General features: G+C 63.4%; 11 protein-coding genes. 7 read left to right on the plus strand and 4 right to left on the minus strand.

All coding sequences use genetic code 11. From position 1 onward, the window contains the following. Window positions 1-2 precede the first annotated feature (2 nt). Entirely contained in the window at window positions 3-485 is a 483-nt protein-coding gene (locus tag AC20117_RS18000) for a hotdog fold thioesterase (RefSeq protein WP_074702483.1), read from the minus strand. Here AC20117_RS18000 and polA point away from each other — a divergent pair. From polA to rpsA, 4 genes are all read left to right on the plus strand, one after another. Further along, complete coding sequence (gene polA, locus AC20117_RS18005; protein WP_083339866.1) at window positions 484-3255, plus strand: DNA polymerase I; 2772 nt, start codon at window positions 484-486, stop codon at window positions 3253-3255. The genes AC20117_RS18000 and polA overlap by 2 nt on opposite strands. 218 nt (window positions 3256-3473) lie before the next feature. Next, window positions 3474-4085 (plus strand): DUF8692 domain-containing protein, encoded by a 612-nt coding sequence (locus tag AC20117_RS18010; RefSeq protein WP_139186835.1) that lies wholly within the window; start codon window positions 3474-3476, stop codon window positions 4083-4085. 11 nt (window positions 4086-4096) lie between these two features. Beyond that, window positions 4097-5407, plus strand: coding sequence for a GNAT family N-acetyltransferase (locus tag AC20117_RS18015; protein WP_074702480.1), 1311 nt, complete (start codon window positions 4097-4099; stop codon window positions 5405-5407). Window positions 5408-5649: 242 nt separating this feature from the next. Continuing rightward, window positions 5650-7131, plus strand: coding sequence for a 30S ribosomal protein S1 (rpsA, locus tag AC20117_RS18020; protein WP_074702479.1), 1482 nt, complete (start codon window positions 5650-5652; stop codon window positions 7129-7131). 79 nt (window positions 7132-7210) lie between these two features. On the opposite strand, the gene AC20117_RS18025 is transcribed toward rpsA, so the two are convergent. After that, the gene (locus AC20117_RS18025) at window positions 7211-8338 is read right to left on the minus strand and encodes a class I SAM-dependent methyltransferase (protein ID WP_074702478.1); all 1128 of its coding nucleotides are present in this window, start codon (window positions 8336-8338) and stop codon (window positions 7211-7213) included. Then, the gene (locus AC20117_RS18030) at window positions 8331-9011 is read right to left on the minus strand and encodes a YigZ family protein (protein WP_074702477.1); all 681 of its coding nucleotides are present in this window, start codon (window positions 9009-9011) and stop codon (window positions 8331-8333) included. The genes AC20117_RS18025 and AC20117_RS18030 overlap by 8 nt, the downstream gene beginning before the upstream one ends. Before the next feature lie 127 nt (window positions 9012-9138). Between AC20117_RS18030 and coaE the strand changes: the two genes are divergently transcribed. Continuing rightward, window positions 9139-10350: a dephospho-CoA kinase gene (gene coaE, locus AC20117_RS18035; RefSeq protein ID WP_074702476.1), complete on the plus strand. Its 1212-nt coding sequence runs from the start codon at window positions 9139-9141 to the stop codon at window positions 10348-10350. Between the two features lie 32 nt (window positions 10351-10382). Here coaE and AC20117_RS18040 read toward each other — a convergent pair whose 3' ends face one another. Beyond that, window positions 10383-11660: an MFS transporter gene (locus AC20117_RS18040; RefSeq protein ID WP_101632635.1), complete on the minus strand. Its 1278-nt coding sequence runs from the start codon at window positions 11658-11660 to the stop codon at window positions 10383-10385. Window positions 11661-12067: 407 nt separating this feature from the next. On the opposite strand from AC20117_RS18040, the gene uvrB reads away from it, so the two are divergent. Together uvrB and AC20117_RS18050 are read left to right on the plus strand one after the other, a co-directional pair. Next, window positions 12068-14164, plus strand: coding sequence for an excinuclease ABC subunit UvrB (uvrB, locus tag AC20117_RS18045; protein ID WP_074702475.1), 2097 nt, complete (start codon window positions 12068-12070; stop codon window positions 14162-14164). A gap of 191 nt (window positions 14165-14355) precedes the next feature. After that, a complete protein-coding gene (locus AC20117_RS18050; protein WP_074702474.1) occupies window positions 14356-15414 on the plus strand; it encodes a TerC family protein in 1059 nt (352 codons plus the stop codon). The last annotated feature ends 18 nt before the right edge of the window (window positions 15415-15432 follow it).

Consider the following 15432-nt stretch of genomic DNA (forward strand, 5'->3'; position numbering starts at 1 on the left):
CTTTACGCGTTGTCCCTGATCATGTTGGTGATGCGGGCGGTGGAAAGCCGGCGCCCCTGGCCATCGGTCATGACCACTTCGTGGACCGTCAACGTCCGGCCCAGGTGGATGGCGGTAGCCGTACCGGTTACCAGACCCGCGGCCGCGGCACGGTGATGGGTAGCACTGACTTCGATGCCCAGCGCGTGCCGGTCCGGTCCGGCATGGATGGCAGCGGCGAAGGAGCCCAAGGTTTCGGCCATCACCGTATGCGCACCCCCGTGCAGGATCCCGGCCACCTGTGTGTTTCCTTCGACCGGCATGGTGGCCACCATCCGCTCCGCGCTCATGTGCGAAAAAACGATTCCCATTTTCACCACCAGGGCGCCAACGCCCATGTGCCGCAGCCACGGACGCAGCTCCACGGGTACCCCTGCGGAAACAAGCTCGTCAGTCAAATCCGGCGCTGCCCCCGGTACCGCTGCCGGTGTGAAATTGTCGCTCATGGGAACTAGGCTGGCACCTGTGAGTGAAACTAACAAACCGGTGTCCCCAGCCGGCGATACGCTGACGGCCACGGCCGCCGCCCCTGAAGAAAATTCCAGCCAGGAACGAAAGCGGCTGCTGGTCATCGATGGCCATTCCATGGCCTTCCGCGCGTTCTACGCCCTGCCGGCGGACAAGTTCTCCACGGATACGGGGCAGCACACCAATGCTGTGTACGGTTTCACTTCGATGCTGCTGGTCATGATCCGCGAGCACAAACCGACGCACGTGGCGGTGGCGTTCGACCTGGACACCCCCACGTTCCGGGACCAGGAGTACAGCGAGTACAAGGGCGGCCGGAGCAAGACCCCGCAGGAATTCCATGGCCAGGTGGACCTCATCATCAAGCTCATGGAGGCGATGCGGATCCCCACCATCTCGATGGACGGGTTCGAAGCCGATGACATTATCGCCACCCTCGCCACCCAGGGCGAAGCAGCCGGCTGGGATGTGCTGGTGGTCTCGGGCGACCGGGATGCGTTCCAGCTGATCACGGACAGTGTGACGGTGCTCTACCCGAAGAAGGGCATCAGCGACATTCCGCCCATGGACGCCGCAGCTGTGGAGGCCAAGTACTTCGTTTCCCCGGGCCACTACTCGGATCTGGCGGCGCTCGTCGGCGAGACCGCGGACAATCTCCCCGGCGTACCGGGCGTGGGTCCAAAGACGGCCGCCAAATGGATCAACCAGTATGGCGGACTGGACGGCATCCTGGAGAACCTGGATGCCATCGGCGGCAAAGTCGGTGACGCCCTCCGGGCCAATGTCGAGGAGGTCAAGCGCAACCGTCGGCTCAACCACCTGCTCCGGGACATGGACCTGCCGGTCAACCTGGAAACCATGCTCCTGCAGCAGCCGGACCGGGACGCCATCGAGGAACTCTTCGACGCCCTCCAGTTCAACACTTTGCGCAAGCGGCTGATCGACACCTTCGGCGGCGAGGAGCAGGTCGAGGACACCGAGGTCCACGCACCGCAGCACGTTGTTCTCACGAACGAGAAGGAACTGGACGACTGGCTCGACAGCACGAACCAGCTCCCGGTTGCCGTGCAGCTGGTCACCGAGCAAACCACAGCAGGGGACGACGCCGTGGGGCTGGCCCTGGTGAGTCCCTCGGCTGCCGCTTACGTTGCCTTTGAAGGCCTCGACGCCGATGCCGAACGCCGGCTGGCCGAGTGGCTGGAGGATCTGGATGCGCCCAAGGTCATCCACGATTTCAAGTCGGCCTACAAGCTGCTCTCCGTCCGGGGCCTCGAGCTGGCTGGCGTCGTTGATGACACGGCGATTTCCGCTTACCTGATCCAGCCGGACCGCCGGAACTACGATCTGGCCGACCTGGCCCAATACCACTTGAAGCTGTCGGTAGCGTCGGCGGCCACTTCCGGCGGCGGCCAGCTGGAGCTGAGCCTGGGCGAGGACGATGTGGCGGCACCCGCCGTCGCAAAAGCATTTGCCTCGCTGGAACTGAGCGAACACTTTGCCGGCCAGCTCATCGAGCGCGGTGCGAACCAGTTGCTGGCGGGGCTGGACCTGCCGCTGTCCTGGGTGCTTGCGCGAATGGAACTGGACGGTATCGCCGTCGCCGTGGACAAGCTGGACGGCCTGCTGGACGGCTTCAGCACCACCATCAATGCTGCCAGTTCGGAAGCATTCCGGATCATCGGCAAGGAGATTAATCTCGGGTCGCCCAAGCAGCTCCAGACCGTCCTGTTCGACGAGCTGGAACTGCCCAAGACGAAGAAGATCAAGACGGGCTACTCCACGGATGCGGACGCGCTGAATGATCTGATCGCCAAAACGCAGCACCCGTTCCTAGTGCAGCTGCTGGCCTACCGGGATGCCAGCAAACTCAAGCAGACGGTCGAAGGGCTGAAAAAGTCCGTGGCCGAGGACGGCCGCATCCACACCACCTATGCGCAGACAGTGGCGGCGACCGGGCGCCTGTCGTCGAACAACCCGAACCTGCAGAACATCCCCGTCCGTTCCGAAGAAGGCCGCCGCATCCGTGAAGTCTTCATCGTGGGCGAAGGCTACGAAACGCTGCTCACGGCGGACTACTCGCAGATCGAAATGCGCATCATGGCGCACCTCTCCGGCGACGAGGGACTGATCCAGGCCTTCCGCCAAGGCGAGGACCTGCACAGGTTCGTCGGCGCCCACATCTTCGGCGTGGCCCCGGAAGAGGTCACCAGCGAGATGCGCGCCAAGGTGAAGGCGATGTCCTACGGCCTGGTGTACGGCCTGAGCTCCTTCGGCCTGTCCAAGCAGCTCAAGATTTCGGTTGACGAGGCCAGGACGCTGATGAAGGACTACTTCGCGCGGTTCGGCGCCGTCCGCGACTACCTGCGCGGCATCGTCGAGCAGGCACGTAAGGACGGCTTTACTTCCACGATTGAAGGCCGCCGCCGCTACCTGCCGGACCTGAACAGCGATAACCGCCAGCTGCGGGAGATGTCGGAGCGCGCCGCGCTGAACGCGCCCATCCAGGGGTCGGCGGCGGACATCATCAAGAAGGCAATGCTCGGGGTCGATGCCGGGCTCAGGGCACAGAAGCTGTCCTCCAGGATGCTGTTGCAGGTGCATGACGAACTGGTACTCGAGGTCGCCCCGGGAGAGCGCGAGACGGTGGAGAAGCTGGTACGGGAGCAGATGGCGGCAGCGGCCGAGCTGACTGTTCCGTTGGACGTATCGGTCGGAGTCGGCAGCAACTGGAACGAAGCCGGCCACTGATCCGGATAGCTGAAGCCGGGCCGCATAGGCCGGCTTCAGCTGTGCTGTCAGCACCGGGCAAGACTGAGGCGGCGGCTCTCATTTTTGTCTCATTTACTGCCGGTAGGGTTTCCCTGATCGTTGAAGCCGGCTATGCCAGGAGAATTCAATTGCTTTTCGGCCAACAGCCGCCTGCACGCACGGCCGTCCGCTTACTTCTGCTGGTTACAGGCCTCATCATGGCGCTGTTCGTAGCCGTGTTCGCCCTCCACTACGTGATCCCGCTGGACGAAGCAAAGGAATTCGTGGACATCGGGGCCGAGGCCAACCTGCCCACCTGGTGGAACTCAGCGCTGCTGTTCCTGGTAGCCGCACTGGCCGCAACCTCCGCGCTGACTGCCCATGGCAGGACACGCATCTCCTGGACGGTGATCGCGGCGGCCGCCGCATACCTGAGCCTCGACGAGGCAGCCCGGCTGCATGAGCGGCTCGCCCGGCCGCTCCTCGCCGCAGGACTGGACACCCCGACCTACCCCTGGCTCGCGCTGGGCGCGGTCGTCGGGATAGCCGGTGCCACGGTCCTGTTCTTCGCCGGACGGTCGCTGCCCCGGGAAACGGGACGGGCGCTCGCCCTGGGGCTGGGCTGCTACGGTGCAGGCGCACTCGGCGTCGAAGCATTCAACGGCTGGATCCGTCAGAACGGCCCGGATTACGTCTTCTCCGCGGGATTGATCCTGGAAGAGGGTCTGGAAATGCTCGGCTGCATCATCGCTGCAGGCGCCATCGCTGATCACCTCGCGAGGCGGCTGCAAAGGGCCCGGGATCTGGTAGAAGCCGAAAATGCCCATTAGGCTCGTAAACCGTGGACACCAACGCGACAACCGCATCCTCGACCCTGCGGATTGAACAGTTCCCTGCGGAAACTGAGGGCGACACTCCCTCGGCCCGCTTTCAGGGCTGGTTCGACGCCGTCGATGCAGGTTTCCACGAAAGTTCTACCGAGGCAGCGCACCTAGCCGAATATGCGAAGGGCTACGCTGCGGACAACCGGGTGTTGTGGGGAATTTACGACGACGAGCCCCGCCCAGGCGTGTGGAGTCCCGATATCCCGGTAGCCACCTACGCCACCATGGTCAACAGCATGAATGTCGGCGGAGGCCGTCTGCTCGATGCCCACCAGATCACCGCCGTGACCGTCCGCCCCACCCACCGCCGGCGCGGACTGCTGCGGCGCTTGATCACCAGCGATCTCGAACAGGCCGCGCGCTCCGGTCTGGGCATCGCTGCGCTGACCGCATCCGAGGCGACGATCTACGGGCGCTTTGGCTTCGGAGCAGCAACTTTCACCCGCGAGGTGGAGGTGGACGTGCAGGAGCGTTTCGGCCTCCGCACGCCGCCGGCCGGAACGGTCGAGATGGCGGACCCGGCATCCCTGCAGCAGCTCGGGCCGGAGATCTTTGCCCGGTTCCACGCTAGGACTCCGGGTTCGGTGGCCCGGCAGTACGCCTACGCGAAGAGGATCTCCGGCCAATGGGGGAATGACAAACCGGAACCGGACAAGTCGATCCGGGCGGCCGTCCACTACGACAGCAACGGGATGCCCCAAGGATATGTGAGCTACCGGTTCGCCGGCTGGTCCAAGGAACCGTACACCATGAAGATCGTGGATCTGGCGGCCGCCAGCGGGGAAAGCTACCGGGAACTGTGGAGGTACCTGGGCTCCATCGACCTGGTGCAACGGATCAGCTGGTCTCTTGCCCCGGTCGAAGATCCGTTGCCGTGGGCGCTGCAGGACGGCCGGGGCTACGCTGCCAAATCAGCCGAAGACGTGCTCTGGCTGCGTATTCTGGATCCGGTCAAGGCGTTCCAAGCGCGTCATTACGACGGCGAGGGCCGGCTTGCGCTGGAGATCGTCGATCCGCTCGGGCTGGCTGCAGGCCGGTTCTTGCTGGAGGCCGCCGGCGGAAACGCACGGGTGCAACCGCTGGCGGCGGACGACGCGGTGGATCTGAGCGTTGACGTCGATGTGCTGGGCTCGCTCTATTTGGGCGGCGTCACGGCCGGAACGCTCGCTGCCGCCGGCAGACTGCCCGGTGCAACCGCGGACGCCGTCGGAAAGCTTGAACGGATTTTCGCCACCACAGCACAGCCGTACTGCATCACGCACTTCTGAGCAGCGACTGTCCGCCCGAGTGATCGTGAAGATAACCGACGCCACGGGCTGCAACGCTTTGACCGCAGTTGGCTCAAGCGGCTAGACTTATCGGGCGCGTAATGCGTACGCACTACCCTTTTATTAAAGTCCACCTCCGGACGGTCAATAACCGCAAGGCTGCAGCTATCGTGTGCTGGTGCCGAACGTGGAGTCAAACTGTCCGGAACTAAGAAATCTATCCACATCGGAGCCCCTACTACATGACCATCACCTCCACCGAGAAGCCCGGTACCCCCCAGGTCGCCATCAACGACATTGGTACCGCCGAAGACTTCCTCGCTGCCGTCGACGCCACCATCAAGTACTTCAATGACGGTGATCTCGTCGAAGGTACCGTCGTCAAGGTTGACCGCGATGAAGTTCTGCTCGACATCGGTTACAAGACCGAAGGTGTCATCCCGTCCCGCGAGCTTTCCATCAAGCACGACGTTGATCCCGGCGAAGTTGTCGCCGTAGGCGATCAGGTCGAAGCCCTTGTCCTTACCAAGGAAGACAAGGAAGGCCGCCTCATTCTCTCCAAGAAGCGTGCTCAGTACGAGCGTGCCTGGGGCGACATCGAGAAGGTCAAGGAAGAGGACGGTGTCGTTACCGGTACCGTCATCGAGGTCGTCAAGGGTGGTCTTATCCTCGACATCGGCCTGCGCGGCTTCCTGCCCGCTTCCCTCGTCGAGATGCGCCGTGTGCGCGACCTGGCTCCGTACATCGGCCAGAAGATCGAAGCCAAAATCATCGAGCTGGACAAGAACCGCAACAACGTTGTGCTCTCCCGCCGTGCATGGCTCGAGCAGACCCAGTCCGAGGTCCGCTCCACCTTCCTCAACAAGCTGGAAAAGGGCCAGGTTCGTCCCGGCGTCGTTTCCTCCATCGTCAACTTCGGTGCATTCGTGGACCTGGGCGGCGTCGACGGTCTGGTACACGTCTCCGAGCTGTCCTGGAAGCACATCGACCACCCGTCCGAGGTTGTCGAAGTTGGCCAGGAAGTCACCGTCGAGGTTCTGGAAGTCGACCTGGACCGCGAGCGTGTCTCCCTGTCGCTGAAGGCTACGCAGGAAGATCCGTGGCAGACCTTCGCCCGCACCCACGCCCTTGGGCAGGTTGTTCCGGGTAAGGTCACCAAGCTGGTTCCGTTCGGTGCGTTCGTCCGCGTCGAAGACGGCATCGAAGGCCTGGTCCACATCTCCGAGCTGGCCGTCCGCCACGTTGAGCTGGCCGAGCAGGTTGTCTCCGTTGGCGACGAGCTGTTCGTCAAGGTCATCGACATCGACCTCGAGCGCCGCCGCATCTCCCTCAGCCTCAAGCAGGCCAACGAGGGCGTTGACCCGGAGGGTACCGAGTTCGACCCGGCCCTGTACGGTATGGCTGCCGAGTACGACGAAGAGGGCAACTACAAGTACCCGGAGGGCTTCGATCCGGAGTCCAACGAGTGGCTCGAGGGTTACGAGACCCAGCGCGCCGCTTGGGAGCAGCAGTACGCTGACGCCCAGGCCCGTTGGGAATCGCACAAGAAGCAGGTTGCCCAGCACCTGCAGGAAGACACCCAGGCTACTTCCGAGACCGGCGAATCCGCTGCAACCAGCTACTCATCTGAGCCCGCTCAGACTGAGACCGCCAGCACCGGTGGCGGAACGCTCGCTTCGGATGAGGCCCTCGCCGCACTGCGCGAGAAGCTCACCGGCAACTAATTCCGCCTGCCCTCACGGGTAAGCAGACAAAAGAACCCCCGTCCTCGGACGGGGGTTCTTTTGTCTGCGCGGGACGATCCTAGGGCCGGCGGATGCTGACCGTGACAGTGAATTTCGGGTTGCGGGCGACCTCGCGGGTCGTCCCGACGAGCCGGTTCAGGGCCTGCTTGTATGCGAGATGGCTGTTCCACACCGTCCACAGCTCGCCGCCGGGAGCGAGTACTCGGCCGGCATCGGCGAACAGCTTCAGGGCGATGCCGGCATGCACCGCGTTCCCGATGTGGAACGGGGGATTGAGCACAATGAGTTCCTCGGTGGAGTCTGGCAGCGCGGACAGGGCATCGTCCCGTTGGACGGTCACCCGCGCGCTGAGGCCGTTTGCCTCCGCGGTTGCCCGGGCCGAGGCGACGGCGGACGCGGACTGGTCCGTGGCCAGGACAGCCAGGTCCGGCCGCAAGAGTGCGAGGTACGCTGCAATCGTCCCGTTGCCGCACCCCAGATCTACGGCCCGCCGGGCAGCGCGGGCACCGGCAAGTGCCGGTAGCAGGAACCGGGTACCCATATCGAGCTTGGCCCCACCGAACGTAGCGCCGAAGGCGACAATCCGCAACGGAGCCGGCAGCCCGACGTCGTACTCTTCCTGGAGCGGGAAACGGATGCGGACGTCGTCGCGGGGCACGGTGGCTGTCAGTACCCGGGCCTTCTGCCGGCCACGCCCGGCGCTCACCGACGAGAATGCCGTTCCCAGCACCTGGTTCATGGCGGGGGACATGTGTTTGTCGCGCCCGCCGGCGAGCACGGTCACGTCGGGCCCCGCAGCGGCGGCGATGAAAGCTGCCGCTTCCTCAAGGGCATCCAGTGACCGCGGCAGCTGCATCAGCACCAGCCGGGTGCCCGTAAACAGCTCCGGGCCCATAGAGTGGTGGGTAAAGCCGTCGAGCTCTAGCGCGCGGGCGTTGTTCTCCAACGCCTGTTCGGCAGAGAGCGGATCCTGATGGACTCGCAGCCCGGTGAAGCCTGCGGCGGCCAAGGACAGAGTCAGCGCACCGTAATGGTCGTTGACCACGGCGATCTCGTTGCCCTGCAACCTGGCCAGCAGCGGGGCCGCCGTATCGAGCAGCAGCCGGTCGGCCGCATCCGCCGCGTAGAGGTTCTCCGCTTCCACGTCGGGCCAGCGGCGCAAGAGCGCCAGGTTCAATTCAGGCAAGATCCACCCACTCGGTGCCGCGCGGCACGGCCGGTTCTCCGCCCGCGGTGAGCGAAGCAAGCTGCTCATGGAAGCGGGCCAGCACCTCAGGTTCATCCGCAAGGGCCACGTTGATAGCGACCCCGGCCGCCCCATAGTCGCTGCCGAGCACGGTGACACCTGCGGCACGCAGCTCGTTCTCGAGCCGGCCGGCTTGGGCGTGTTCCGCAGCGACGGCATACAGCTGCATGCGCCGCCGCGGCACCAATCGAGCCGAGGCCACGGCCTGCGACACCGACTCCGAGTAGGCGCGCACCAGACCGCCGGCGCCCAGCAGGATTCCGCCGAAATAGCGTACGACGACGGCCGCAACGTCGCTCAGGTCCGTCACCCCGGGCGCTGTCTCGCGTTTGGTCAGAGCCTCCAGCATCGGGAGGCCGGCGGTACCGGAGGGTTCGCCGTCGTCATTGGAACGTTGCACGTCGCGATCCGGACCCAGGACGAACGCAGAACAATGGTGCCGGGCATCATGGAACTCCTTGCGCAGGTCGGCGACAAGGTCCCGCGCGGCTCCCTCGGTCTCGACGCGGCGAAGTACCGTGATGAAGCGGGAGCGCTTGATCTCGATTTCGTGCCGGTGTTCGCCAGCAATGGTCGTATAGCTGGTAACCGTGGACTGGGAGGCTGGATGCACCCAACCAGCCTAGTACGGCGGCAGCCATCCTGCGCCCTCCCACCAGCGCCCGCGCCGGGCGGAGGCCTGTTTGAGCCTGAGGGAGATGGTTGGTGGGGGAGGGCTGCCGTCTGGCTAGACTGATGCTGTGCTTAAGGTCGGTCTAACAGGCGGCATTGCCGCGGGTAAATCCCTGGTAGCGCGGCGGCTGCGTGAACGCGGCGCGCTACTGATCGATGCCGACGTGCTGGCTCGCGAAGTCGTCGAACCGGGAACGCCCGGCCTGCAGGCCGTTGTGGCGGCGTTCGGGACAGAGATTCTGACCGACGACGGCGGACTGGACCGTCCGGCGCTCGGCGCTGCGGTTTTCGGGGATCACGCGAAACGCGAACAGCTGAACGCCATCATCCACCCCCTGGTCCGCGCACGTTCGGCGCAACTGGTTGCAGAGGCCGAGCCGGAACGGATCGTCGTTCAGGACATCCCGCTGCTGATGGAAACCGGGCAAGGGTCACGGTTCCACCTGGTCCTCGTGGTGGATGCGCCCGAAGAAGTCCGGATCCGGCGCATGGTCTGTGACCGCGGCATGACAGAGGCCGACGCGAGGGCACGCATTGCCGCACAGGCAACGCATGCCGAGCGGCTGGCCGCGGCCGACGTCATACTGGAAAACGTGGAATCGCAGGAAGCCATTTTGGCGCGGGTGGACCGCCTGTGGGATGAGCGGCTCGAACCCTTCGCGGCGAACCTTGCGGCGGCCCGGGTGGCAGCACCCAGCGGCGGGCCCGTCCTGGTCGAACCCCGCGTGGACTGGCCGCAGCAGGCGACGCGGCTGGCGAACCGGATCAGGTCGGCGGATGAACGGATTCTGGCGGTGGACCACATCGGTTCCACGGCTGTTCCGGGGTTGCCGGCGAAGGACATCATCGATCTGCAGGTCAGCGTGCGTTCGTTAGAAGAAGCCGACGCCGTTGCAGGCAGCTTGGCGTCGGCTGGCTTCCCCCGCCGTCGAGGATTATGGCGCGACGTCCCCAAGCCATCGCACCCGGACCCGGACGACTGGGAAAAGCGGCTGCATGGCAATGCGGATCCGGGGCGGAGCGCAAACGTCCATGTTCGGGTGGCAGGATCCCCGGGCTGGCGGTTCGCGCTCGGCTTCCGTGACTGGCTGCGCGACAACCCGCAAATGGCACAGGAGTACTTGGCGGAAAAGGAACGGCTGGCCGAGCTGCACGCTGGGGACGGCTCAATAGGCCGCTACGCGAAGGATAAGGAACGTTGGCTAGCCGACGTAGCGGAACCCGGGATGCAGGAGTGGATGCGCCGCGTCCAGTGGCGGCCGGACAGCGCAGCTGGGTAGCGCTGCCCCGCGTGCTACCCAGCCGTAGTCCGTCAGCTGGCCGCTGCCGCCCGGTCCCGTTCGACGCTGGGAATTTCCGTTCCGCGGATGGAGCAACCGGCTGTTTCCGGGATGAACTTCAGCGCAACGGCTCCGACGACGCAGGCCACCATCATGTAGTAGGCGGGAACCAGCGTGTCACCGGTAGCTTGAATCAGCAGATCGTTCACCAGCGGCGCCGTGCCGCCGAAGAGCGCCGTTGACACGTTGTAGGTAATGGCGAAACCGGCATACCGCACCTGCGTGGGGAACATGGCCGGGAACGTCGCGGAAATCGTCGCCAGCTGAAGTACGTACAGCAGACCCAGCACGGCAAAGCCGATCAGGGCGGTGCTGAAGTTGATCCGCATGAGCAGGTACATCGGTATGGCGGCTACAAAGAGGCCCAGCAGGGAAGCCCACCACATTGGCTTTCGGCCGACCCTGTCGGATAGCCTGCCGGCAAACGGAATGACAATCATCATGGCCAGCTGGCCCAGCAGGAGCAGTGTCAAGGCGTTGTTAGCGGAGAGGTTGATTTCGGTCTGCAGGTAGGTGGGCATATAGCTCAGTAGCGTATAGTTCGTGACATTCAGCGCCACGACCAGTCCGCCCATGGTCAGCAGCGGCTTCCAGTACTTCACGACCAGATCGCGCAGTTCGGTCTTCGCGTTCGGCTCTTCCTGATGATGGTCCTCAAGGTCGCGGAAGACCGGCGTATCTTCGAGCTTGGTACGCAGGTAGAGGCCGATCAGGCCCATGGGACCCGCCACCAGGAACGGTAGGCGCCAGCCCCACTCGGTCATCGCCTGCTCGCCCAGCACGATCTGGAAGAACAGCACCAGGGCCGTGCCGAGGATGAAGCCGAACAAGGTGCCGAATTCCAGGAAGCTGCCGAAGAAACCGCGCTTCTTATCCGGCGAATATTCGGCCATGAAGGTGGCCGCACCGCCGTATTCGCCGCCGGTGGAGAACCCTTGCACCATGCGGAGGAGGATCAGCAGGATGGGGGCCCAGACGCCGATCATTTCATAAGTGGGCAGCAGGCCGATGGCAAAGGTGGCACCGGCCATCAAGATGATGGTCAGGGCCAGAATGGCCTTGCGGCCAAGCCTGTCGCCGAGCGGGCCCCAAATCAGCCCGCCCAAGGGACGGACGAGGAACGAGATGGCGAAGGTAGCCAGTGCGAGGGCAGTGCCAAGCCCGCCTTCTGTGGGGAAGAAGTTGGCGGTAATGTACGTGATGGCTACCGCATAGATGCCGTAGTCGAACCACTCGGTGGCGTTACCCATCGCCGACGCCCCGATGGCGTTCCGGATGGTTTTCCTGCCTTCAGGGGTATCCGTTGTCGGGGCCGCGTATTTTTCCTCTACGGGCTCAGACGCTGCGTTCTGCTGGGGGTTTGCGTCGTCCTGGCCGGGCCTCTGACCCGGCTCCGGCTCAGGCGATCGTTCATCCGTTGGCACTGTCTCTCCATCCAGATCAGTGATCTTTGCAGATCCTCATCTTCTGTTCGGTTCGATTGACGTCGCTGTTAGCTCACAGTATCCACCGGCAGCGCGCCGAGGCCAACCATTTTTGGCAAATTCTCCTCGCCGGAACAGCGGCAGCGGCGGACAACGCAGGTTCTGGCCCGGTGTTGTCCGCCGGGAGCAATCGCGGACCCACGCTGGCCGCAATTGGGGCTACCGTTAATCCCATGAGTCTTGCGCAGGACATCAACCGAGTTGTAGCTCCTTTCGAAGTAATCAGTGATTACAAACCAGCAGGTGACCAGCCTGGAGCCATTAAGGAACTCACCGAGCGGATCCAGGCCGGGGAGAAGGACATCGTCCTGCTGGGTGCGACGGGCACCGGTAAGAGCGCCACGACGGCATGGCTGATCGAACAGGTGCAGCGGCCCACGCTTGTCATGGTGCAGAACAAGACGCTGGCAGCACAGCTGGCGAACGAGTTCCGGGAACTGCTGCCGAACAACGCGGTGGAGTACTTCGTCTCCTACTACGACTACTACCAGCCGGAAGCGTATGTGCCGCAGACGGACACCTTCATCGAAAAGGACTCCTCCGTCAACGAGGAGGTCGAACGTCTCCGGCATTCGGCGACAAACGCCTTGCTGACCCGGCGCGACGTCGTCGTCGTTGCCACGGTCTCCTGCATCTACGGTCTCGGCACGCCCGAGGAATACGTGGCAGGCATGGTCACGCTCCGCCGGGGCGAACAGATGGACCGTGATGAGCTGCTGCGCAGATTCGTGTCGATGCAGTATGCGCGAAATGACATGGACTTCCACCGGGGCACCTTCCGGGTGCGCGGAGATACGGTGGAAATCATTCCGATGTATGAGGAACAGGCCCTGCGCATCGAATTTTTCGGGGACGAAATCGAGAATATCTATACGCTGCATCCCCTGACCGGCGAGGTTATCCGCGAGGAAACCGAAATGTATGTTTTTCCTGCCTCGCACTACGTGGCCGGACCGGAACGGATGAGCCGGGCGATCAAGGAGATCGAGGATGAGCTGGCGGCCCGGCTGCAGGTCCTGGAATCCCAGAACAAACTCGTGGAAGCCCAGCGGCTGCGCATGCGCACCACCTACGACCTCGAGATGATGCAGCAGATGGGCTTCTGCAACGGCATTGAAAACTACTCCCGGCACATCGATGGCCGCGGTGCCGGAACCGCACCGCACTGCCTGCTGGACTACTTCCCCGACGACTTCATGCTGGTGATCGATGAGTCCCACGTGACGGTTCCCCAAATCGGCGCCATGTACGAAGGCGATATGTCACGTAAGCGCACGCTGGTGGACCACGGGTTCCGGCTGCCCTCGGCCATGGACAACCGGCCGCTGAAATGGGATGAATTCCTCGAGCGGATCGGCCAGACCGTCTACCTTTCGGCCACGCCGGGCAAATACGAACTGGGCAAGGCCGACGGGTACGTCCAGCAGATCATCCGTCCCACCGGACTGATCGACCCGGAGGTCGTGGTGAAGCCGACCAAGGGCCAGATTGATGACCTGCTGGGCGAGATCAACATCCGGGTGGAGAAGAACGAGCGCGTCCTGGTCACCACGCTGACCAAACGGATGGCCGAGGACCTGACCGAATACCTCATGGACCACGGCGTCAAAGTCCAGTACCTGCACTCGGATGTCGATACCCTGCGCCGGGTGGAGCTCCTGCGCGAACTGCGGACGGGCACCTTCGACGTACTGGTCGGGATCAACTTGCTGCGTGAAGGCCTGGACCTGCCCGAAGTCTCCCTTGTCAGCATCCTCGATGCAGACAAGGAAGGGTTCCTGCGCAGCAGCACGTCGCTGATCCAGACAATCGGCCGTGCGGCCCGTAACGTATCGGGCGAGGTCCACATGTACGCGGACCGGATCACCGATTCCATGGCGCACGCCATCGAGGAGACCAACCGGCGCCGCGAAATCCAGCAGGCCTACAACAAGAAACACGGGGTGGACCCGCAGCCGCTGCGCAAACGGATTGCGGACATTACCGACCAATTGGCCCGCGAGGACGCCGATACCGCGGAGCTTTTGGGTGAGTTTGATTACGGCAAGGGCAAGCGCGGATACTCGGCCGCTAAGCCGAAGGAAAAGATCCGCAAGGACGGTCTTGCCGCGGTACCAGCCGAAGACCTTACCTCCCTGATCGAAGAGATGACCGCACAGATGCATGCGGCAGCAGCCGAACTGCAGTTCGAGTTGGCCGGCCGCTTGCGCGATGAGATTGCGGACCTGAAGAAGGATCTCCGGCAGATGCGTGCGGCCGGTCACGCCTGACCCGGAGCGGTCAATCGGGTACACTCGATGAGGCGTAGGGGAGTATCCCAAACACTGCGGACGTCAACACGCGGGGCAGCGAAGCCCGGCCGGGCGCAGTGGCCGTACCCGACACAAGGGCGGCGGAGAGACTTGCGGCAAATGTCCCGTATCTCCAATCGGCGCAATGCGCTGCTTTCGAAAGGCCATCCGTGTCAGACCAGTTGTCTGCCCAGTTCCAGACCATATCGCTCGTGGTCCTGGGTCTCATTTTGCTCTTCGACCTGCTGTACGTGGTCAAACGTCCGCATGAACCGTCTATGAAAGAGGCCGGCCTGTGGGTCGGCTTCTATGTGACGCTCGCCCTCGTCTTTGCCGGCCTGATGTTCTGGCAAGCAGGCTCCGACTATGGACAGGAATTCGTCGCAGGCTGGGTGACCGAATACAGCCTCAGCATCGATAACCTGTTTGTCTTCATCATCATCATGGCCAGGTTCTCGGTGCCCAGGAAGTACCAGCAAGAAGTGCTGATGTTCGGCATCATCATCGCTCTGGTGCTGCGCGGAATCTTCATTCTGCTCGGAGCTACGGTCATCGAGAACTTCAGCTGGGTCTTTTACCTCTTCGGCGCGTTCCTGCTCTGGACCGCTTGGAAGCAGGCCACAGATTCCGGTGAAGACGAAGAAGAAGGCGCCGAAAGCGGTCTCATCGCCAAGCTGACTCGCAAACTGCCGGTGAGCGAGAACTTTGACGGCAACAAACTGCGCACAACGGTCGACGGCAAGCGCGTTTTCACTCCTATGGTCATGGTATTCATCACCATCGGCATGACGGACCTGCTCTTCGCCGTGGATTCCATCCCTGCGATTTTCGGCCTGACCCAGAGCGCGTTCATTGTCTTTACCGCCAACATTTTTGCACTGATGGGCCTTCGCCAGCTGTACTTCCTGCTGGGCGGGCTGATGGACCGACTGGTCTACCTCAAGCACGGCCTTTCGGTCATCCTGGCCTTCATCGGCGTGAAGTTGATCTTCCACGCCCTGCATGTCAACGAACTGCCGTTCATCAACGGCGGCCAGCATATCGACTGGATCCCCGAGATCTCCACCGAGTTGTCTCTGGCCGTCATCCTGGGCACGATCGTGGTGGCCACCGTAGCCAGCCTGCTGAGCCCGGCAGGCAAGGCCGCAAAGATCGACGCTGAACTGAAGGCGGATCTGGAAGCCAGCCGCCGCGAGGAGCGCGAGGAAGACAAGCTCAACGAAAAGTAGCCTGCCGACAAACGAAAA

It is taken from the genome of Arthrobacter crystallopoietes, from assembly GCF_002849715.1.
GTDB lineage: Bacteria > Actinomycetota > Actinomycetes > Actinomycetales > Micrococcaceae > Crystallibacter > Crystallibacter crystallopoietes.